The following is a 21,415-nucleotide window of genomic DNA, read 5'->3' as shown; positions in this document are numbered from 1 at the left end:
TACGAGGGTATCTCCCGGGCACACGTGTAATGGGGTCTGTCGGGCAGGGTCGCCAGACAGCACTTCGTGCGACTGACTTCTTGAGCGCTCACTGCGCGACAGCAGCTTCGTCAGCAACCACTACGGCTGCACGCCGGTGTGGCACTCGTAGCAGCCCATCTCCGTCCAGGCGTCATCGATGTCCACCGGGTGGACGAAATCGAGTCCCTCGGAACTGGTGGCCATCTGAAGGCTCTCACCGGCGCCCTGCGACAGTATAGTGTGGCAGGCGCGGCAATCGGTGGTTATCTTCTGACCCTTTTCGCCGACCATGGCCTCATTGTGGCAGCGCATGCAGCCGGGGGAGTCAAAGTGACCGAGATTGTCCTGATATTCGCTCCAGCGGACTTTCATCTCGGGAAAGATATTTTGCGCGAACGCTTCCTGTATAGCTGCGACCGAGGCATCCACTTGAGCCTTTTTGGTTTCGTAAACATCCGGGCGCTCGGTTTGATAGTAATCGTTCAGTTCGGTTGCGATCGCGCTGAGCGCCTCCGCCTCGGTGGTGTACTCGCGCGCCATTACAGCGACAGCTTTTTCTTTGATCGACGGGAGACCCGCGTCGATCCGCCCTGTCAGCAGGCCGAGATCGATCGCCTGGTCAGGGGAACGGTAGATATGGCTCGGCCGGTTGTGGCAGTCCATGCAGTCCATGCTGCGGATCTCGGCGGCAGCGAGCGAATCTGGGCTCAGCGGGCTGTTCTGGTTCTGATATACGATCACCCGTCCGCTGGTGCGGTCGGTCAGGCGAACCCACGGGATATCCTGCCGTTCGTGGTCGCGGGCGACATATTCGATCTTGTTCTGGATATTCATGTGCCAGTGGATGCCGTGCGCCTGGCCGGTGCGCGGATCGCCGCCGCCGGTCCGGATGAGCAGATCAATCGGCCAGGCCGTGTTGGCTTCGTCGTACATGAAGTGATTGAACCGTTTCTGCTGGGCGCCGAAAAACTTTTCCGGCCAGTGGCACTGTTCGCAGGTTTCCTGCGCCGGGCGAAGGTTGGCCACCGGAGTGGGGATGGGGCGGGGATAGTTGTTAGCGAGCACGGCATAGACCTGATATGCGCCGGACAGCTTGGATTTCACGTACCAGTTGGCGCCGGAACCGATATGGCAGGCCGCGCAGGCAACCCGGGCGTGCGGCGAGTTCTGGTACGCCACGTACTCCGGTTTCATCACCTGGTGGCAGACCGTCCCGCAGAACTCCACGGACTCGGTGTAATGAAAGGTCTTGTAGCTTCCCACCGCCGAAACGAAAACTACGAGCACACTGCCGAATGCGAATACGGTGAGCGCGTTGCGGTGACTTTTCTGGTTGAAATCGATTCTCGGCCACTGGCGGCGCTCGGTGCCGACACCCTTGCGGATACGCCGCCGCTGCAGATAGGCCCCGGCCGGTATAAGAAGCAATCCGCCGATCAGAAACACCGGCAGGATCAAGAACTGCACGATACCGAGATACGGGTTGGTGGCAAAATCGAGGAAAAAGCTGATACCCAGAAACAGAATTATCAACAGCAGCGACACCGAGCCGATATAAGCCCCGATAATGCTGATCCAGTTATAATATGAAAGCGGCAGTTTGCGCTCGGTCATGCGAATGAATCCTTTTCGTTCAAGACGCACAGGGGTAAGCGCGAGGCACGGCTCGCCCTCGGGCTATCGGTACCCGAACACCTCCGCGTAGATCACGAGCAGAATAAGCGACAGTCCAACGATTAATGCAACTGCTCCGAAAATCCTCAGAGCCTTGATCACCGGCTGAGGCAGGGGGTACGTGATATGCTTTTCGAGTTCACCCGATTCGACCAGCTCCCGGTATTCTCTGGGACGGTCGGCCTTCAGCTCCTCGACCGTCATCCGGCCGGTGAAAATGACCGTGTCCATGGGAAAGCGGTCGGGTCGGAAGTGCGTATTGAAGAAGTGCACGGTGAATATAAACGCGGTGGCGAGCAGAGCTTCATCGGAGTGCACGATTGTGGCCACGTTTATCATCCAGCCCGGCAGGAAATGGGTAAAGAACTCCGGGAACCAGAGCATGAGTCCGGTCGAGCCGATTATGGCCACTCCCCAGAAGACCGCGAAGTAGTCGAACTTCTCCCAGTAAGTCCAGCGACCGTACTCCGGCCGTGGACCGATACCGATAAACCACTTGAGCGTACCCCAGACCTCTTTCAGATCGGTCTTTGTCGGCACCATGGTGTTGCGGCTGAAGAGCAGCTCTTTCCAGCTCAACTTCTCGCGGCGCTTAGTCTGAATGAGCGACCACACGTGGCTGATGAAATAGACGGCGGTGATCACCGCGCAAAAACGATGGATGAATCCCGCTGATTCGAACCCGCCGAGAAGCCCCGACAGCCACTGGGCCCAGCCGAGATACGAGAATTTCAGGGTCATACCGGTGATTGCCAGCCCCAGGAAGCTTATCACCATCAGGATATGCAGAACGCTTTGCTGACGAGTAAAGCGGCGATAGATCCGTTGGTCGCCGCCCTCGGTCAGCATTTTTTTGTGCTGTCGCATCATTTGGAATGACCGCGGCAGCCAGAGCAACGTGTGGGTCGTGGCTATGGCGAGCGTACCGATCAGCAGAATCGTCATGAACCAAAAAACGTAAAAGAGCGCCGGGTACTTGTCACGGTCATGGTGAGTAGCGTGGGTCAAGTAGCCGGCGAATCGCCGATGAGATCCTTCGTGGCACTGCGCGCACGTGGCTACGATGTTTTGTCGCGACAGGTGTGAGGCCGGGTTATCCGGCGGCAGGATATCATGAGAGCCGTGGCAGTCATGACATTTCGCAGCGACCGTTGCGCCGAGCTGGAATACTTTACCGTGAAATGTCTCGAAATAGGTTTCGGTCACGTCCTGGTGGCAGCCGCCGCACTGGTTCAGTATCTGCTGTTTGAACCCCTCGCTGTCGGTGCGAGTGATGGTATGAGATTGATGGCAGTCAGAGCAGTTGGGGAGTTTCCTTTCGGAAAGCTCCAGCGTATCCCCGTGAATGCTCGTGACGAACTGCTCATATATGCCCGAATGGCACCTGGCGCAGGTGTGAGGAACGTTGGCATGATTGATGCTCGATTCGGGGTTGTCCTTTGGAAGCACATGATGCGCCGTGTGGCAGTCCGTACACATCGCCGTAACTACCAGACCGCTCTCGAGAAGTCCCTTGCCGTGAATGCTCTCCGGGTATCGGCCGGCGTCGATACTCTCGCCCCGCGCTTCCCGCCGGACCGCAGCCGCGCCGCCGGCGCTGTGGCAGTGCTCGCACAGGGCCGGCACGTTGGTGGGAAACGTGGGGGATTTGGGGTCCCGTTTGCCCCGCGTACCGTGGCGGCCGTGGCAATCGGTGCAGGTAGGGGCGTTGGGATCGCCCCGCTCTACCAGTGTGCCATGCGTGCAGGTGGCAAACATGTCCACGACCTCGGTATGACAAATACCGCAGTCGACTTTGGTCGCCACGGTGCTGCACGGTCGCTTGAGCCGCGGATTGGTGTTGATATGGCACTGGGCGCACGCCTGGTTATGGTGAATCGAGTTGCGAAACTCGACCGTATCGACAAACAGCGATATCGTAACCCCGTCGCGTACCATGCTCAGATTGGGATCGAGGTGGCACTTGAGGCACTCCTCGTTGGACACCTCCTCGTAGAAGACCCTGCGCACCTCGTGCGGTTGGTGGCAGTCCACACAGACCGGCACCTTTGCGGGCTCTTTCTCCCACAGTTCACCCCGGATAACTTTCTGGTGCACCTGCTCGATCCGGCCGTGGCACTTCTGGCAGGTGGCGGCCACATTGTTGCGGTGGATACTGGAGCGTTCGTCGGTATGCGGGAGGACAAAATGGGCCGTGTGGCAGTCCGTGCACACGGCCGTGACCGTAAGGCCGCGGTGGTACAGCCCCTCGCCGTGCATGGAGATGGAGTAGTGATCGAGGATGCTGTCCTGCGGGATGTCATAGGTGCGATCGACCGGCGAACCCTCCTTGTGGCAGCGTCCGCACATAACCGGGATGTTGAATTTGTTGACGCGCGAGTCCGGCGCGGTTGGCGGCTCGATATCGTGCGCGCCATGGCAGTCCCAGCACCTCGGCGCCAACTTGGCTCCGGCAGCTACCGCCTGACCATGGAGACTCTGGTCATACATGGTCGCCACGTCGTCGTGACAGGTGGCGCAGTCCACCGGTTCCGGCTCGATCTCGTCATGCGGGAAATCCTCTACCCCGTCAAGGTAGGGGTGACAATTGATGCACTCCAACTCGCCGTGAGTGGATCTGGCGTATCGGGCAGGGTCGACATACGCCGAGTACTTTCGACCATCACGATCGCCCATCAAGTCCTTGTCGTCGTGGCAGGCCAGGCAGTCATCGACAGATTGTCCCGCCGCGGAAGTCGATAAGAGAAAAATCGCAACCCACAGGAGTAACGGCAGACGTGAGGGCTGACTATATGTGGCGGCTGGGCTGATCAACTCCGGTCCTCGGAAAGGCGTACTCAATCAGGCCCCTTCACGGGCGCTCATGTCTCGGCCGGCAGAGCGCTGATCATCGGGCCGGTCGGTCGATCCAGTCGCGATGGTGGTGGTCTCGAAGGCTGAGTCGGCCGGGTGCTCGTGTTGATAGATGTCCAGCGGCATCTTGCCGTCAATCCACGACGGGTTCATTGGGTAGACGCTAGGACTAAAAACGGTCGAGTACATGTGCCAGATCAGAATCGCCAGCGTCGCCAGCCACGCCTCATAATAGTGAATGACGAGAATGACATCCAGCGCGCCCTTGGGGAACCAGCTTACCGCAAGTCCCTCGAACCAGAGAAAGAACCCGGTCAGAAACATCACTGCTGCGCCCCACACCAGCGCCCAGTACTCAGCCTTCTCCACATAGGAAAACCGACCGAACTGCGGGCGATCCTTGCGCAGGCCTAGGTTGAAGGAGATCATGTTGAAAAACTGGGCGAAGTCGCGGAGATTTGGCCACATGTCCTCAACGAACTGCCGTCCTCGCGGCGTCAGCAGGTACACGATGTGCCAGATCACCGCGCCGGTAAACAGGGCCGCGGCGATCCGGTGGATCAGCCCGCGCAGTGGGAACCCGCCCTCCCAGCCGAACAGCCAGACTACCCACCAGGATTCCTTGAATCGCAGCGAGAATCCCGTGATCACCAGCACGATAAACGTGAACATCAGCAGGTAATGCTGGCCGACCTCATTGGTGGTCATGCGCCGTATGCTGGGCCGGCCGCGTACCTGGTTGATCTGCTTCCGCAGGTCGATAAGCCAGTGAATGACCATTAGACCTATTATCAGGATTATGGCCACGATGTATATATTCTTGACGACATTCGCCGCCGGAGTATGTGATACCCCCGGCTCCCCATGGATCGGCACGCTGGCGATCTCGGAGGAAATCCCCGGATGGCACGAGCCGCAGGTCTTCGTGAGATTGTCGATAAAGACCGACGATCTCGGATCGGTGTGAGGGAGTACCATGTGCGCCTCGTGGCATGAGGCGCAGTTGGCAACCGTCACATCGCCGACTTTGCTTTTCAAGCCGTGGTAACTGTCATACCATGAACGCAAGCGGCCGGTAGGGATACCGTACTTGTCATTCAAAAGCGCCGACTCATGACAGGGGGAGCAGGTGGCCTCGGCAACACGGGTCGGGCTCACCGGCGATCGCGGATCGGATGTAGCAATGATCCCATGCTCGCCATGGCAGTTGGTGCAAACCGGCGCGTCCACCTCGCCGCGGGCTACCAGCTTTCCGTGTGTTCCCTCCCAGAACTCATCTTCCACACTTGAGTGGCACTTACCGCAGGTACGTGGGATGTTAAAGTGGTTAATTGTGGAGTGAGGATTGTTGGGGGCGTAAATCTTGTGCGCGGAGCCGTTGGCCGAGTGGCAGTCGTTGCACGACGCCGCCAGCAGCACCCCGCCCGTTATGGCCCGGCCGTGTACCGAGCTTTTGAACGCGGCAATTGCCTCGCCGTAGAGGATCTCGTGCTTGGTAGTGAGGTCGATATTCTCGTGGCAGCTTCCGCACGTATTGGGCAGATTCTCCGCGCTGGTCCGAGAGTGACGATCGCTGGACGGAAGAATGTCATGGTTGCCGTGACAACCGGCGCAACCGGGGATGTCGGGATCGGTACCGACCGGAACGCGGCCGTGACGGTCATAAACCGCGGCCTCGGTCGTGTGGCAGGTGCCGCAATTTACAGCCGGCACCGAGTCCTGATGGGGGATTTCCGTGATCTCCGCATGGCAGTCCACGCAGTCGAATCCAGCATGTGCGGAGGCGTCCAACAGCGCCGTCAGATCGTGATCCTTCCCCCGCAATGTCTCTGTATCGTGACAGGTGAGGCAGCTGGCGGTCTCGGGTGGTTCAACCTGTGCCCGTAACACCCCCGCGCTGAACAGTAGTCCCGTGGCCGGTAACCAGGTTGCCAGGAGAATCTGTCGAAGTGCTTTCATGTCACCAACCATCACCAATGATGACCGCCGTTTGGCCGCGGCGACATCGTAATCAATTCAATTCGGCAGCCTTTCACTTTCTTACTCGGTCGAACGGCTGGTGCCAATAATGATATCGGAAAACTCCGGTCCTTTTGCAAGTGATTTTTTGCACAATCTCGGGTACACTTACCCGGCCGTTCCGAAACAAACGCTAAGCCATAACTCACTGTCTTTCTTAATGATATCCCCATCGGTTGCACTCTGGCAATAATCCAGGGCTGGAGCCAGTTAGTGCTATTTATCTACAGTCCCAGGTCGCGAACCTCGAGCTCGAATTTCGACGGTTTTAGCCGCACCAGCCAGTCCTCGGAGCTCAGGCGCGGCCCGGTCTCTGACTCCGAAGTCACCCTCTCGTTCACGTCCGCAACCGTGCCCGAAAGTGGGGAGAGGACGACATGGGACCGCAGATCTGCCGAAAAGATTCGCAGGTACACGCTTCCCTGGCGAAGCTCGTCCCCTCTGGACGGCAGGAAAATGTTCTGAATCTTTCCGATGGCGTCGAGGAAGTTTTTCCCAACGCCCAGGACCACTGTTCCGTCGTCCTGCAGGCAGTTCCATCCGTACTCACCGATGACATGCTCGCCCGATTTGCCGGCAATTGGCGGGTTGTCGGGATGATTTTGCGACTCGAGGTCCCCGGGACGCGACTGCGCCGCCCGGACCAGTTGCGCCGCGCGGTTAACTACCGAAAGCAGCTCCGCCTTGGTAAATGGCTTGGCGATATAATCGAACGCGCCCAGGTTGGTGGCTTGCAGGGCGGAGCTGATGGTCGCGTAGCCGGTGATCATGATCACCGGGGTTTGGGGCGAGCGTTTCTTAATCAGCTCCAGGAATTCAAGCCCGTCGATCTCAGGCATCATCAGATCAGTCAGGACGATATCGACAGACTGTTTGTCCAGCTTGGCGAGCGCGTCACGAGCCGAGAGGGCAAAGAGCAGTTCGTAGTTCTCGCGCTTAAGATGCTTCTGGACACTATCGAGCACGATTTGCTCGTCATCTATGGTAAGTATACAGAGTTGCTTATCCATAACAGCACTCTCCGGTGTTAGGAGACGCGGCGGCCGGCTCCTGCTACTGGCAGGCGGATCAAGAAGACGGCGCCGCCTGACGGGGCGTTGGCGACTTCGATGGTTCCGCGATGCCGTTCGACAATGCCCCAACTGACAGCAAGGCCGAGGCCGTTGGTTCCCTTGGTCGAGAAGAACGGCTCAAATATGCGGGCATGGAGCTCATCGGGAATGCCCGGCCCCTTGTCACGCACCGATATGAGGCATCGTTCCGCCGTATATTCATATTCCGTATGTAGTACGATAGTTCCCTGCCCGTTCATGGCCTCTGCGGCGTTCATCATAAGATTGAGCAGTACCTGCTGAAGCTGCGGGAGGTCACACTCGACCTGCGGGAGGACATCCGCGAGCTCAGTGACTATCTTGATGTTCCTGAACTGCGGCAACTTGTGGATCAGGACGAGAGTCTCGCGCACCACCTGGTTGGGATCACGCCGCTCCAGGACCAGGTTTTCCAGGCGGGCGAAATCGAGAAGATTGCGCACAATTTCGCGGCAGCGAATCGTCTCCCGAGCGATAACGCCCAAATCGTGCCGATGGGGGTGAATGTCAGGCAGATCGGCCAGCAAATCCTCGGCGAAGGCCAGTATCCCGGTCAGCGGATTGTTTATCTCATGGGCCACTCCCGCGGCCAGCTTGCCCACAGCGGCCAGCTTGGCCGCCTGAACGAGCTGTTCGTTCAGCTCCCGTTCGGCGGTGACGTCGCGGGCGATTGTGCACACGCCAGCGACATCGCCGCGATAATCGGTCAGCGGGAAGCGCACGGTGTGGAGGTGTCGGTCACCGCCGGCCAGATGGAATACTTCGTCATAGGTATAGTACTGACTGTTCTCAATGACATCGGCATCGTGGCGGCGTATGATTTCAGCAGCCTCGGGTGAGAGGATCTCCTCCGGTTTCCGGCCAGTGAAATCCTGCGGTTGGAGACCGAAAGCGTGCGCACAAGCAGGGTTCACGATCACGTATCGTCCTTCGAGGTTCTTGATGGAAATCCAGTCGTTAGCCGAATCGATAAACGCCTTGAACTGCTGCTCGGCCTGTTCGATCTCGCGCACCAGCATGATCTTTTCGGTAATGCGGTGCCAGGTGCCGACCGCCCCCTCCGGCACGCCGTTTTTCCCCAATATCGGGGTGTGGATCACCTCCCAGTACGCTTCGCGAGGATGAGCGGTTTGCCATATTAGCGTGCGCGCCTTACCGGTGCGAAGCACCTCGTCAATCACCGTCCCGATCTCCTGCCGTGCGGCCGCCAGCTCCGTGGCCGCCAGCAGGTCCTGACACGATGTCCCGATGATGGCATCGGATGTCAGCCCGGCGAATTTCAGGAACGCTGCATTGGTACGCACGATCTTCTTGTGAGTGTCGAACACGACCACCAGTTCCGGAATCGTGTCAAAGAGGCTTTGCAGGAAGCGGCGCTCGGTTTCGATCTTCTCTTCGAGCGTAGTGATCTCCACAAGGTGCCACTCCTGTTCCTGCTGGGCCTTAGCCAGATCCCAGAATACGTGGGCGATTGTGTGATCGATCAGCCGCACCCCCGGCGGCAGAATCTCGAGAATTTCATCGACCACTCGGTCCCGGCCAGTAAGCTCGATCACCAGTTCGAGCCCGTCCATAGCCAGCACGGCCATCGGGTCGCTGCTGGTGGGAATGCCCAACTCCCGCGCTCGCCGCATTCCGGCCGCGTCTGGATCAAGATCGGCTACACACATGACATCGATTGTCAGCTCGCGCAGAAACGGCCCGCGGGCGAGATCGAGAATCGCCACACACCCCTTGCCACCGCCGATAATCGCGGTCTTCACGGACGCCCCCCTCGATTGTGCGTGATTGAATTTGTTATCGGCCCAGGTTTTTGGAGCGGGAAGTCCGCATCCAGCATCTCGCGGTAGTCGCTGATCAGTTGATCCATGGTGGCATAGCTGCCCTGCGGCTTGATGGCGAAGTGCATAAGGATATCGTTAAGGCGCCGCGGAATGTAAGGAAAGAGCTTTTTGAGATTCATCACCCGGTACTGGTAAAACGCGGACGCATCGGCTGCCGTCAAGCTGGACTTGACGGCGTCGGGGAACCGATCGCTCTTCATAACGACATGAAACGAGTTTATGCCCTGTCCCACCACGTAGTTCAGGATATTGCCCATGCTCCAGACGTCGAAATCAGAGACATGCTGGTTCAGGTCGAAGTCGATCCAGCGATACCGCCCGGTTTCATTCTCGATGATTATGTGATCATTGCGGATATCCCCGTGACAGGTCCCGCGGTCATGCAGGAACTTGATAGCCTCCATGCAGCCGGTCAACCGATGCAGAATGAGCGGCAGGTCCTCGTGGAAAAATGCCTCGTGGTTTTTCTGATTGTTATGAATGTATTGAAAAATCGACGGCCCCCGGATGAGATCGATTATGCGGACATAATTGCCGGCCTCATCCTGCTCCGTGAACCCCTGCATGAATCGCAAATCGCCCCTGACGAGATCCAGCACACGCGCTTCCTTCTCCGGGCTGCGGTAGCAGCGGATCTTGAAAACGCCGATATGGACATTGAATTCCTCGTGAAATACCGTTTTGAGGATCATCCGGCGTCCGGACTTAAGTTCGATAGCTCCGAACACCCAGTATTTCGGCTGATCGGCGATGCCGAAACGGGTCTCGTGGCGGTTGCCTTCGATCACGTAGTCGTGGCCGCCGAGCCGGACCACATGGCCACGTTGGATGCGCATGCAGTCGGAGGTATCGCGCACAATCCGCACCCGGCCGACCTGCTGCCAGCCGGTAACCACTTTGATGCGTTGCTGCAATAGCTCTTTTTCGTCCATGATACCACGATGGTGGCGGATGTTCAGTCGGGGCCGCGTGCGGAGTCAGCGGAAATCGTCAACCCCCGTCCTCGCCGCATTGAAGCTAACGGGGGATTCTCAGGAATTCAAGGTCTTTTGCCGGGTTTGATTTTGTCCAGTTCCCGCCGAATAGCCGCAATGTGCTCCGGGGTGGTGCCGCAGCATCCGCCGATTATAGACACTCCGCATTCGAGCAGGTTCCGCACATGAGCCGCCATGAACTCAGGTGTCTCCGCATAGACCGCCCGGCCGCTCTCAAAACGAGGCAGCCCGGCGTTGGACTGAATGATAATGGGCATGTGTGTATGTTTGCGAAACTCGGACGCGATCTTGACCATATTGTCGATTCCGTTACCGCAGTTGGATCCTACGATATCGGTGCCGGCGTCAGAAAGGCCCCTGGCCGCCTGCTCGACAGTTACCCCCATGATAGTGAAGAAACCCCGCGACGTGGAATCGAAAGTCATCGTCGCAATTACAGGCAGATCGGGGGCGAGTTCTCGGGCTGCTTTGACGGCGAGTGTGGCCTCGCTCAGATCTGTCATGGTCTCGACTACCAGCGCGTCGATACCTTCGCCGAGCAGCGCCGCAAATTGGCGGCGAAAGGCAGCAGAGACTTCCCCCGGTTCGGTATCCCCGTAGGGTATTAGGATTCGCCCAGTCGGCCCACATGATGCGGCGATCAGGGCCTGGCCGCTCGCTCCCTGGCGTGCCGCCCGAATCGCCAGTCGGTTGATTTCCTCGGTCTGTGCCTCCAGTCCGTACTGCGCCAGCTTGAGCGGCGAGCCGCCGAAAGTGTTGGTCTCGACTATGTCGGCGCCGGCATCTACGTATTGACGCGCGATGTCAACCAGCACTTCCGGCCGCTCCAGGTTCCATTGCTCAGGGCATTCGCCCGGTTTCAGGCCGCGCTCGATCAGCATAGTGCCCATGGCTCCATCGCACACGAGCGCCTCGCCCCTGGCGAGCCTGTCGAGCAGTTGCATAATCAGACCGAACTTTGATCCGCTGACTCACCAGCCTTCGGCACCCGCCGACTCAGAAACAAGCGGGCAAAGTGACCCCGGTGATGAAGAGATTGTCGATCAGAATGGTAATGTCTCCAATCGTTATATCGGTCGAACCTGGCGACGTGCCTCCCGACTGGTTGACATCGGCTTCCTCGTAACAGGCCAGAGGGGTGCCGCTCACGAAGAGATGATCTATGATGGCCGTAATGTCGCCGATGGTTGGATCGTATGCGCCGTCGTAATTGGCGTCGCCGACTACGCCAGTGCAACAAAGACTGACCTCTGTCGTTACCGGCCAGAGGTAACTTCGCGTGACAGTCGTCTTTCGGACCAGGGGCGTGTTCAGCACGATATTAAGCTGCAGGGTCTGATTATGCTCGGCCATCATGTCGGGAGTGAGTGACAGCGACGGCCCCACGCCTGCCGGTATCGGGACCCCGTCAAGAAACCACTCGTATTCGAGATCTGACAACGGAATCGGAGTAACGGCGAACAGCGTTCCGCCTTCGTCGATATTCTGATTCGTACCGACGGGCGGTGCGACCAGGTCGGTCAGGGAAACCATGCCGGTGAAATCAAGCACGTGAGCCTCCTGGCAGATCGGGCAGAACGGCCGATTAAGCGAACGCATCTCGCAGTTATACCACGGTCGATAGATGCCGCTCGACAAGTAACGGGCACCTTCAAAAGTACCCACCGTGGTCAGATATGGCGACGACTCAGGTGTCGGCAGCGGCGTGCCCGGTTCGACCCAGATCAGCCACTTGAGGCCGGGACCGTCGTAATCGAAATCAACATTCGGCTCGCTGTCGCCCGGCGGATACCCCGGATATGCGGTTTCGTATTCGTCAGCCAGGTTGGCAAAAGTGTGGCCAACTTCATGTATGACGATCTCTGCCGCGGCCGAGTGCACCGATGAAACCGCAATCCCACCGCCGGAACCGCCGTACTTGGTCGAGTTCACCAGTACCAGGATAAGATCCCAGACACCCGGCCCGACCAAATTGTCAGATGCTTGAATCGCCTTGAAGTAGCCGTCCCCGGTCAGCGACAGCAGGCGCTCGATGCCGTTGATCCAGAACGATGAATTCAAATAGGTATCTTTGAGAACACCGAACACCTCGTGGTCGGCGCCCTGCTCGTTGCTCTCGATATCGATACGGTACAGATTAGTCGCGGCGAACAAAACATCCCATGGCGGCTTGGACTCGAAAGCCGCTCCCAGCGATGCGGCCGCGCCCGAAAACGCGCCCCCGCTCAGATCAGCCGCCGTGTAACCGTCGCCCATGATAACCATGACCAGACGATTGGCGTCCGGGCCGGTGTCTCTGATCTTCTGAACTCCCACCGGCCCCGGCGCCAGGGCGGCGGTTCGCGTCGCCGACGCAACACTCACCGAGACCTCGGTTTGGAGAAACGGCGCGGGGAGACTTATCGCCGGTCGTGCGCGGTTGACTATGCCCGTCTGCGTCAGCCTGATGCTCTCCGAATTCGCTTTCGGATCAGGTCCGGTTGTCCGCACGACTATGATTCCCTCTTCAGGTACCAGCCATTGGCAGGGCAGGGAATCGCCCAGGGGTACGCGAATGCCGACTGGCATCTCCGTGGACGAAACGAACACGGGTCGACCTGCGTTATCCAGCCACTCGCAACGGTAGCCTACTCGAATTGCCGCTGATTCCAGCCCGGGAGTTCTGATTTCTTTTTCTATTTGAGCGATCGGGTCGGCCTTGACTAGCTGTAGATCAGAGCTCGTGTAGCGAAACACGAGTTGCCAGTACTGCTCGCTCTGGGCGGCGTTGCCGGGATTGGCAAGAGCGAAAACAGCGATAACAGCAGATAACCAAAACAGGCGTTTATGCATCCGTTCTCCTCAAAGGGCAACAGTCCTATCATCGGACATTTGCCGGTGGGACCTGAAGGGAGCGAAGGGCTACCCTAAAGTACGAACCCAAGCAGATTAGTCAAGGACAATAACGACCGAAGGCAAAGAACACCAAGATGTTGACAGGTCTGACTCTTGGTCGATGGATTGATGCTGACGCGGCGAAATACCCGTTTGACAAACCCGGATATCGCAGTATATTATTGGGAACTCGAAAACGGGGGTTTTCGTCATGTGGCGTACGCCTCTGTTCCAGTTACTCGCCCTTTTCCCGACATTGCTCGCGGTCGGCACGATCAGTGCCCAGGATGATCCGTCGCAGATCGTCTTCACCGGCTGCCCGCCGTATGTCGAGGGCAATCGTTGCGATTCCATGTACTACAGCGTGGTGGCGGTTGATTTGCAAACTGGCCGACCGGTACCGGGAATGAGGTACTTTTTGGTCTCCGGTCCCGGTTCGGTGAATGCGCAGACCGGGCTGTGGGTATTTCATCCGGAGACCGCTGATTCATTGCCCGGCTATAACGAGCAAGTTGTGATCGGCGCCAGCCACAGGGGCGACAGCACCACCGACGACAGCCACTGCCGCTTTAGTCTACGTCTGGACAATGCCCCTCCGCGAATCACGCCGCGTTGCCATTCCCGGTACACCTGTTTACCTGGAGATACAGAGATAGTTGCTCTGTCGATTACCGATGCCGATTGGTGCGACAGTCCCAGAATCGACTCGGTCTGGATGAATCCTGCACCGGTTGGTTTGTTTGAATTCGACACCTCAAACAATACAATTACTTTCATCCCGGCTCCTTCCGACTCCGGGGCGACTTTTTCCGCCGAGGTTGCCTTTACGTCAGGACGCATCACAAGCCGCTGCCGCTTCTACTTTGACACCTTCTGGCTGGAGGCGACATATGCGGTTAGAATTGGTTATCACCGCGAGGTGACTCAGGGATTATATCAGGATGTGTCGATCACTCTGGAAAAGATCGACTCTGCTCAGGGCCTTGGCGGTTTCGATTTTCTGATAGCCGGGTGCCCCACCGCTTGCGGTGGGTGAGGAGTCCGGACTCGCCCTTCGAGTAAAACGAGGCAGTCGACTTGCTGAAACCGGAGTCGAGGGCGCGACCGAGATTTCTACAGACAAGTTGAGTTTCCCAATCTCAGCCCACCGCAAGCGGTGGGCACCTCTAACGGGACTGTCCCCATGACAAAGTCCGCTGGCATCTAGACAAATCTGTCCCTGTGACAATAAACATCACGTCGCTCCGCCGAATAACATTGCGGCTGCGCATGAGCACGATTAAGTTTCGACCATGCCGGCCCCAAAGAATAACTCAACGTTCAGTCCGCTGTTGTTGCTCATCTTCGGTGCGACCTGTATCAGCTTCGCGCCAGTGTTCGTCAAGCTCATCGGGCCGGAACGTCTCGGTCCCACCGCGATGGGTTTCTGGCGGACATTTCTGGGCGGGCTGATTCTTTTCGGCATGGCGGCGTCGCAGCGACGGCGGTTCACACTCAACAAGAGACTGTATCTGTTCTCGGCGCTGGCCGGGTTCATATTCTTCCTCGATCTGTTCATCTGGCACCGCTCCGTGATATACTGCGGCGCGGGCATGGCGACTATTCTCGGCAACACACAGGTGTTCATGACCGCGGTGCTCAGTTTCATCATCTTCAAAGAGACGCTGACCCGGCGATTCTGGGTGGCGGCGTTCAGCGCCATTGTCGGCGTGGCGCTACTGGTGGGTTTCTTCAGTCGAGATATACAGTTCTCTGAGCGATACTTAATCGGTGTGATACTCGGACTGGCTACCGGTGTTGTGTACGCGCATTATATTATCACCATGCGATGGTCGGCGCATCGGGAGGCAGCGCCCGATATTCTGGTATTCATAGCCTGGGTGTCGCTCAACGCGGCGATCTTTCTCGGCATAAGCTCTTTGATCGAATCCGATTCGATAGTTCCGCCGGATAGAGCAACGTGGCTCAATCTCGTTCTTCTCGGCCTGGTTCCGCAGGCGCTCGGATGGTGGACGATTACGACATCGCTGGCGAAAACAGTCGCCTCGCGCGCCGGGCTGGTGTTGTTGCTACAGCCAACACTTGCCGTGGTATGGGGTGTATTATGGTTCGCTGAACAATTCTCTGTCACTCAGGTGCTCGGAGCCGCGATAACGCTCACGGCGATTTATTTCGGTGGCCTGAGGAACGGAAAAAAGCCCCTTCCGACAATCGGCGGGGGAGAGACGCAGTGACATGGTGGCCGCATTTCTTGCAACGGCGAGTGTATTTAGCGGTGGGTGGCCCACCCTTCGGGTGGGATTTGATGATGCTCAGCTCACGCGGGCTCGACGCCAAACAGGTGGGTGGCCCACCCTTAGCGTGGGATTGTACAGGCCCATTATGCGGTAGCAAAAATGAAAGGCAGGACCACAGGGGTCCTACCCTACGTTCAGCTCAAGTAGTGGATACTCAGTCCACCAGCACTTTTTCCAGGCGCTCCACCAGGTAGTCGATCTCAGCCTCGCCGATAATCAGCGGCGGGGAGATACGGATAGTGTGGCCGTGGCTGTCGTTGGCCAGCACGCCGAGTGTAAGCAGCTTGCGGCAGTAGTGCATGGCGTCGCCGTTGTTGACTTCGATCCCGATAAACAGACCGCGACCGCGCACCTCCTTGACATGCTTGGAGCGCTTGCAGACATCTTCGATCTTCTTCTTCAGGATAGCGCCCATCCTCGCGGCGCGTGCCGGAAGGTTCTCTTCGACCAACACATCAATCGCCGCGCATCCGGCTACGCACGCCAGCGGGTAACCGCCGTACGTGGAGCCGTCGCGCCCCGGCTGAAACACCATGTCCATCAGTTTCGCGTTGGTGACCATGACCGATACCGGCACCAGGCCGCCCGATATCGCCTTGCCCAGCACGATGGCGTCCGGAATGACATTCTCGTGCTCGAAACAGAACATCTTGCCGGTGCGGCCGAGTCCAACCTGGATCTCGTCGAAGATCAGGAGCAGATCGTTCTCGTCGGCCAGCTTGCGGCAGGCCGCGAGATACCCGTCCGGCGGAATGTACATGCCGCCCTCGCCCTGGCTCGGCTCAATCAGGATAGCACAAGTGTTCTTCGAGATTGCTTTCTTCATGGCGGCCACGTCGCCGTAGGGAACTCGTACAAACCCGGGGACAATCGGTCCAAAACCTTCGCGGTACTTCTCAGAACTCGAGAACGAGATGATTCCCAGCGTGCGGCCGTGAAAATTATTCTCGACAACAATCATCTCCTGCTTGCCGTCGGGAATACCTTTCGCCTTGTAGCCGTAGCAGCGTCCCAATTTGATCGCGGTCTCGACCGACTCAACGCCGCCGTTCTTGGGAAGCGACTTATTGCCATGATCTCCGAACCGCGGCCCAAGCTGCGGGAGAAGATGCGACACCTTGTCGAGGAAAACCGAGAGCGTGTCGGTGTAGACGACATTAGAAATCACCGATGCATACTGGCCGTCGAGCGCGTCCTTGACCGCCTTGACAATCTTCGGATGATGATGTCCCTGATTCGCGGCCGAATACGCGGCCAGGCAATCGAGATACTTGTTGTCGTCAGCGTCGTACAACCAGGCGCCTTCCGCCCGGCGCACCACCAGGCCGACACGTCCATAATGTTGAGCGCCGCTGGTGTGCTCGAGATCAAAAATCTGTTTGTCGGAAAGCTGGGAGTATCCGATTGTCGGTTTGCTGTTCACTGTGATGTTGTTCATATTCTTCACCTCGTACTCGTGCCGTGTTGAATCGGGCCAATTAGCCTTCTAGAATAATACTTTAAAATCCGGCGTCAAGAGCCTCTGCAGTAGTACGGCGATATCTGCGCTCTGTTTCATAACGCTTTCGACAGTAATAAGGCTCCGCTTTAGAGTTCACTTTTGCATGTTTTCGCGCATTACACGTAAGTATATTGTCACAGGTACAAATCGGCGTGATGAGCTTCATGATTACGTCCAAGGATATCAAGCAATTAGCCGGTCGCGTTGGATTCGATCTCTGCGGTGTCACTACAGCCGAAATCGTCCCCGAGGCTGTTGAGGCGCTCTACCGCTGGCTGGATAAGGGATACCAGGCGAGAATGAGCTGGATGGAGCGAAACCGCGCCAGAAGGACTGATCCGGGACAAGTCGGTATCGAGGCCAGATCGGTAATCATGTTGGGTTTGAATTACTATCAGCCGAATAGTGAAACCGCACCCGATGGCCACGGAAGAATATCACGTTATGCTCGCGGACGCGACTACCACAAGGTTGTCGAGGCGATGATAAAGCGTCTGCTGAAATTGATTCGCACTCGATTCCCTGAGACTGACAACACGGCGTTCAAGTGGTGGGTCGATTATGGGCCGTTTCTCGAACGCACCTATGCTGCGAAGGCCGGGCTTGGTTATCTCGCCAAGAACAGCATGCTGATCAACCGACAGTTCGGTTCATGGATCTTTCTCGCCGAAATTGTCACGGATCTTGAGCTTGAGCCCGACGATCCCGATGCAATCAGTCACGGACGCTGCGGCAAGTGCCGACTTTGTATCGATGCCTGTCCCACTAATGCGATAATCGGCGATGGCGTGGTGGATTCCAATCGATGCATTTCTTACCTGACGGTGGAACGACCGGGTGTAATTCCCGATGGATTGGCCGCGAAAATGGGGAACCTGATATTCGGGTGTGACATATGCCAGGAAGTCTGCCCGCATAACCATCGGGCACAGGCCACCACTCACGCGGAGTTGAAGTCCTCAAAGGGGTTGGGCGAATTCCTGGATACATCGGCCGTATTGTCGATGCAGACCCGCGAGGAGTTTCTTCAACTCACCGCCGGCACGACTCTGACTCGACCCGGTTTGGAGGGTCTGAAGACCAACGCCCGAGTCGTGAGTGACAACATTAGCAAGCGGATGTCGTAACTGATTGTGACACAATTTATTAGACCGCATACTCGATGTATCACTTCGACCCCTCTGCGAATCGATGCGGGACCTGTGGCGGGCTTTGGTCAGATTTCTTTCTGTTCAGGCCAGCATTCCGACTCCGAACTTGAGCCTCACCTGCGTACCAGCCTTGATGGCTTCGACTCTGGCGACTGATCCGGATACGCAAGCGGCGAGAACAACTGTTATTCCGGTTGGGTTTGTTTGCATGCGGTCTTGTAGTCAGAGTCGGACTCTACGGTTTCAAGATTCAAACCAGGAAAGGATGTTAGGATGATCGTAGTACGTGATGTATTCCAACTGAAATTCGGAAAGGCCAAACAGGCCAGACAGGAATGGAAAAAAGGAGCGAAATTTCTTCGCGAAGCTGGCGTCAATAAACCTCGGCTTATGACGGACCTGGTCGGCCAGTATTATACTCTTGTATTGGAAAGCACCTACCCATCGCTCGCAGCGTACGAGAAGGCTCACCTGTCGGCCGGAGGGTCCAAGGCCTGGGCGGCGTGGTATCGGCGATTTACGACACTGGTGGAAAGCGGCTATCGGGAGATTTTTACGGTCGTGGAATGAAGTTGAATGGCGGGTTCCCGCCACGGCGGACCCGCCCCCACTAAATTCGCGCGGCTCGAGTGGTCGCAACTTGAGGGTTGACCATGCGGGAGCAATTCGCCAGATTCCCGCATGGCAAGGCTGGCACCATCTATCTTGGGAGCGGATTTTGCCCGGTTGGGTGACGAAATAGCCGGCGCCGACCGGGCCGGCGTCGATATTCTTCATCTCGACATTATGGACGGCCATTTTGTGCCGAACATCTCCTTCGGGCCGTCAATCGTCAAAACCATCGATCGGCTCACGGACTGCTATCTCGACGTTCATTTGATGCTAAGCGAGCCGGAGAAGTACTTCGAGGCGTTTGTTAAAGCCGGGGCTGACAGCATTACGTTTCATCTTGAGGTTCACCCGGTGCCGGGGCCGCACGCCGAGCAGTTGCGACAACTTGGAGTCGCACCGGGCATTTCTATAAACCCGGATATGCCGGTCGAAAATGTACTTCCGTTTCTGGACCAGTTTGATTACCTGTTAATCATGTCGGTCTTTCCCGGTTTCGGAGGACAGGAGTTTATCCGGGGAGCACTTCCAAAGGTCCGAACCGCGCGAGATTATATCAAGCGTCATGGCCTGCGAACACAGATTGCTGTCGATGGTGGAGTGGATAGCTCAAATGCCGCCGACGTGGTCGCGGCAGGTGCGGACATTCTGGTCATGGGCTCGGCGTTTTTTGGAGCCAAGGACCGCGCCGGGCTGGTCAAACAAATCGCCGCGCTGAAGTAGAGGTCAGATACAACCAATGAGTGTCAAGCAGGGAAGCATCGCGATAACTCCGGGGCGATTGGCCCGCGCCTACGAACGGGCTGTCCGACAAGGCATCAAAGATGAAATCGTCCCGCGAATCATGCGTCGCGACGCATCGGTGTTCACTGCGTCAAAGCCTGTGCGTGAGCTGATTGCCAACCGACTCGGTTGGGTCGATTCGGCGACACAGATGAAACGCCGCGTTGCCGCGATTGAGAATTTCGGTCTCGACGTATTGCGCGACGGCGTCAAGCATGTGGTGTTGATGGGCATGGGGGGATCATCGCTCTGCCCCGACCTGTTTCGCCGTATGTGCCGTCTTCCGGCAAGTCTGCAGTCGTTTGACGTGTTGGATTCCACTGACCCACGTGCCATAACGACGCTTGCCCGCAGACTCAATCTCAGGAAGACGCTTTTCATAGTTGCATCAAAATCCGGGGGCACGGTCGAAACGCGCTCGCATGAGGCCTACTTTCTGGGACTACTGCGGGATGCCGGCGTGCGCGATATTGGCAAGCACTTTGTTGCCATCACCGACGGCGGCAGCGGCCTGCATCGCTTCGCGCGGCGCAACAAGTATCGTAAGATCTTCCTGAATCCGGCGGATATCGGCGGGCGGTATTCCGCCTTGTCGTATTTCGGGCTCGTGCCCGGCATCTTTGCCGGTGTGGATCTGCGCGCCCTGGTCGGCGACGCCCTGCTGATGCAGAAGATCCTGGCGGAGCGTCGCGACGATACCAATCCGGCCCTGTTACTTGGTTCACTTTTGGCTGTCGGTGCAGCGAATGGATGTGACAAACTGACATTCGCGTCATCGAAGAAAGCCGCGCCGCTCGTGCCGTGGATTGAGCAGCTCGTGGCGGAATCCACCGGCAAGAACGGCAAGGGAGTCATCCCGATAGATGCGGAACCCTTGACCAAGTCGGAGAAATACGGCGCGGATCGGACGTTTGTATTTCTGAAGATGTCAGGTGAACGGACACCGGAGTTGGACAGACTCAGGCCGTCGCTTTCGGCGAAGAAGTTCGCCCTGGTAGACATCACACTCGGTTCCACCGATGAGCTAGGCCGGCAGTTCCTGCTCTGGGAGGCCGCCACTGCGGTTGCGGGCTATCATCTGGAGATCAACCCATTCGATGAACCCAATGTCACCGAAAGCAAGAACAACACAAACGCTATACTCGCGGCCTTTGAACGGGCGGGTGGACTTCCCTTGCCACGGGTACACTCGCGCTGGGGCCGGCTGTCGCTGATCGCGTACGAGGGCGTCCAGGCTCGTGCCGAACGGGAAACCGATCTCGGCCATCTTCTGAAACGGTTCTTCGCCGGGGCCAGGGCGCCGCGCTATTTTTCTATCCTGAACTACTTTCAATCAAGTCGCAATTCCGAGTCGGCTCTAGGCAGACTTCGGCGTCTGGTGCGGGACAAGACCGGCATGGCCACGCTTCGCGGCTACGGCCCGCACTACTTGCACTCGATCGGTCAGTTGTATAAGGGTGGGCCGCCGGTCGGCATGTTCGTGATCTTCGTACGCGACAACTACGCGCATCTGGCCATTCCCGGGCAGCCGTTCAGTTTCGATCAACTGATCGCCGCGCAGGCGATCGGCGACGCCCAGGCGTTGATCGCACGCCGGTTGCCTACATTGGTGATTTCTATCGACGGTTCCGCGGCGGCCGGCCTCGAGTATTTCGCAAAGGCACTAGGCCGCGCATTTCGCTAACGAAAGGACAGTTGCATAA

General features: G+C 57.6%; 15 protein-coding genes. 6 read left to right on the top strand and 9 right to left on the bottom strand.

Annotated features, from left to right (window positions below):
- Positions 1–120: 120 nt before the first annotated feature.
- From AB1772_00340 to AB1772_00305, 8 genes are all read right to left on the bottom strand, one after another.
- The gene (locus AB1772_00340; protein MEW5794781.1) at positions 121–1,635 is read right to left on the bottom strand and encodes a NapC/NirT family cytochrome c; all 1,515 of its coding nucleotides are present in this window, start codon (positions 1,633–1,635) and stop codon (positions 121–123) included.
- Between the two features lie 63 nt (positions 1,636–1,698).
- Positions 1,699–4,371, bottom strand: coding sequence for a cytochrome c3 family protein (locus tag AB1772_00335; protein MEW5794780.1), 2,673 nt, complete (start codon positions 4,369–4,371; stop codon positions 1,699–1,701).
- Between the two features lie 165 nt (positions 4,372–4,536).
- Positions 4,537–6,507: a cytochrome b/b6 domain-containing protein gene (locus tag AB1772_00330; GenBank protein ID MEW5794779.1), complete on the bottom strand. Its 1,971-nt coding sequence runs from the start codon at positions 6,505–6,507 to the stop codon at positions 4,537–4,539.
- A 284-nt stretch (positions 6,508–6,791) separates the two neighbouring features.
- Positions 6,792–7,577, bottom strand: a complete 786-nt coding sequence (locus AB1772_00325; protein MEW5794778.1) for a response regulator — start codon at positions 7,575–7,577, stop codon at positions 6,792–6,794.
- A 17-nt stretch (positions 7,578–7,594) separates the two neighbouring features.
- Entirely contained in the window at positions 7,595–9,421 is a 1,827-nt protein-coding gene (locus tag AB1772_00320; GenBank protein MEW5794777.1) for a PAS domain-containing protein, read from the bottom strand.
- Positions 9,418–10,434: a serine/threonine protein kinase gene (locus tag AB1772_00315; protein MEW5794776.1), complete on the bottom strand. Its 1,017-nt coding sequence runs from the start codon at positions 10,432–10,434 to the stop codon at positions 9,418–9,420. Before AB1772_00315 ends, AB1772_00320 begins: the two co-directional genes overlap by 4 nt.
- Positions 10,435–10,541: 107 nt before the next feature.
- Positions 10,542–11,441 carry a homocysteine S-methyltransferase family protein gene (locus AB1772_00310; GenBank protein MEW5794775.1) on the bottom strand — a complete coding sequence of 300 codons (900 nt, stop codon included), beginning with the start codon at positions 11,439–11,441 and terminating at the stop codon, positions 10,542–10,544.
- 52 nt (positions 11,442–11,493) lie between these two features.
- Positions 11,494–13,329, bottom strand: coding sequence for a M64 family metallopeptidase (locus tag AB1772_00305; protein MEW5794774.1), 1,836 nt, complete (start codon positions 13,327–13,329; stop codon positions 11,494–11,496).
- A gap of 253 nt (positions 13,330–13,582) precedes the next feature.
- Between AB1772_00305 and AB1772_00300 the strand changes: the two genes are divergently transcribed.
- Both AB1772_00300 and AB1772_00295 read left to right on the top strand, forming a co-directional pair.
- On the top strand, positions 13,583–14,407 hold the full coding sequence (locus AB1772_00300; protein MEW5794773.1) for a hypothetical protein: 825 nt from the start codon (positions 13,583–13,585) through the stop codon (positions 14,405–14,407).
- A 256-nt stretch (positions 14,408–14,663) separates the two neighbouring features.
- Positions 14,664–15,605 (top strand): DMT family transporter, encoded by a 942-nt coding sequence (locus AB1772_00295; GenBank protein ID MEW5794772.1) that lies wholly within the window; start codon positions 14,664–14,666, stop codon positions 15,603–15,605.
- Between the two features lie 217 nt (positions 15,606–15,822).
- On the opposite strand, the gene rocD is transcribed toward AB1772_00295, so the two are convergent.
- Entirely contained in the window at positions 15,823–17,106 is a 1,284-nt protein-coding gene (gene rocD, locus AB1772_00290) for an ornithine--oxo-acid transaminase (GenBank protein ID MEW5794771.1), read from the bottom strand.
- 194 nt (positions 17,107–17,300) lie between these two features.
- On the opposite strand from rocD, the gene queG reads away from it, so the two are divergent.
- From queG to AB1772_00270, 4 genes are all read left to right on the top strand, one after another.
- Complete coding sequence (queG, locus tag AB1772_00285; GenBank protein ID MEW5794770.1) at positions 17,301–18,296, top strand: tRNA epoxyqueuosine(34) reductase QueG; 996 nt, start codon at positions 17,301–17,303, stop codon at positions 18,294–18,296.
- A gap of 297 nt (positions 18,297–18,593) precedes the next feature.
- Positions 18,594–18,890 carry an NIPSNAP family protein gene (locus AB1772_00280; protein MEW5794769.1) on the top strand — a complete coding sequence of 99 codons (297 nt, stop codon included), beginning with the start codon at positions 18,594–18,596 and terminating at the stop codon, positions 18,888–18,890.
- 111 nt (positions 18,891–19,001) lie between these two features.
- Positions 19,002–19,652 (top strand): ribulose-phosphate 3-epimerase, encoded by a 651-nt coding sequence (gene rpe / locus AB1772_00275; GenBank protein MEW5794768.1) that lies wholly within the window; start codon positions 19,002–19,004, stop codon positions 19,650–19,652.
- A gap of 16 nt (positions 19,653–19,668) precedes the next feature.
- Positions 19,669–21,396, top strand: a complete 1,728-nt coding sequence (locus AB1772_00270; protein ID MEW5794767.1) for a hypothetical protein — start codon at positions 19,669–19,671, stop codon at positions 21,394–21,396.
- The last annotated feature ends 19 nt before the right edge of the window (positions 21,397–21,415 follow it).

It is taken from the genome of Candidatus Zixiibacteriota bacterium (assembly GCA_040752815.1).
Taxonomy (GTDB): Bacteria; Zixibacteria; MSB-5A5; order GN15; family FEB-12; genus JAGGTI01.
Note: the sequence above shows the minus strand (reverse complement) of the source record. Positions and strands in the feature narration are given on the sequence as shown.

Excerpts from the sequence above, each read along its gene's own strand:
- AB1772_00340 (MEW5794781.1), bottom strand. The coding sequence starts at position 1,635 with ATGACCGAGCGCAAACTGCCGCTTTCATATTATAACTGGATCAGCATT.
- AB1772_00335 (MEW5794780.1), bottom strand. The coding sequence starts at position 4,371 with ATGGGCGATCGTGATGGTCGAAAGTACTCGGCGTATGTCGACCCTGCC.
- AB1772_00330 (MEW5794779.1), bottom strand. The coding sequence starts at position 6,507 with ATGAAAGCACTTCGACAGATTCTCCTGGCAACCTGGTTACCGGCCACG.
- AB1772_00325 (MEW5794778.1), bottom strand. The coding sequence starts at position 7,577 with ATGGATAAGCAACTCTGTATACTTACCATAGATGACGAGCAAATCGTG.
- AB1772_00315 (MEW5794776.1), bottom strand. The coding sequence starts at position 10,434 with ATGGACGAAAAAGAGCTATTGCAGCAACGCATCAAAGTGGTTACCGGC.
- AB1772_00310 (MEW5794775.1), bottom strand. The coding sequence starts at position 11,441 with ATGCAACTGCTCGACAGGCTCGCCAGGGGCGAGGCGCTCGTGTGCGAT.
- AB1772_00305 (MEW5794774.1), bottom strand. The coding sequence starts at position 13,329 with ATGCATAAACGCCTGTTTTGGTTATCTGCTGTTATCGCTGTTTTCGCT.
- AB1772_00300 (MEW5794773.1), top strand. The coding sequence starts at position 13,583 with ATGTGGCGTACGCCTCTGTTCCAGTTACTCGCCCTTTTCCCGACATTG.
- AB1772_00295 (MEW5794772.1), top strand. The coding sequence starts at position 14,664 with ATGCCGGCCCCAAAGAATAACTCAACGTTCAGTCCGCTGTTGTTGCTC.
- rocD (MEW5794771.1), bottom strand. The coding sequence starts at position 17,106 with ATGAACAACATCACAGTGAACAGCAAACCGACAATCGGATACTCCCAG.
- AB1772_00280 (MEW5794769.1), top strand. The coding sequence starts at position 18,594 with ATGATCGTAGTACGTGATGTATTCCAACTGAAATTCGGAAAGGCCAAA.
- rpe (MEW5794768.1), top strand. The coding sequence starts at position 19,002 with ATGGCAAGGCTGGCACCATCTATCTTGGGAGCGGATTTTGCCCGGTTG.
- AB1772_00270 (MEW5794767.1), top strand. The coding sequence starts at position 19,669 with ATGAGTGTCAAGCAGGGAAGCATCGCGATAACTCCGGGGCGATTGGCC.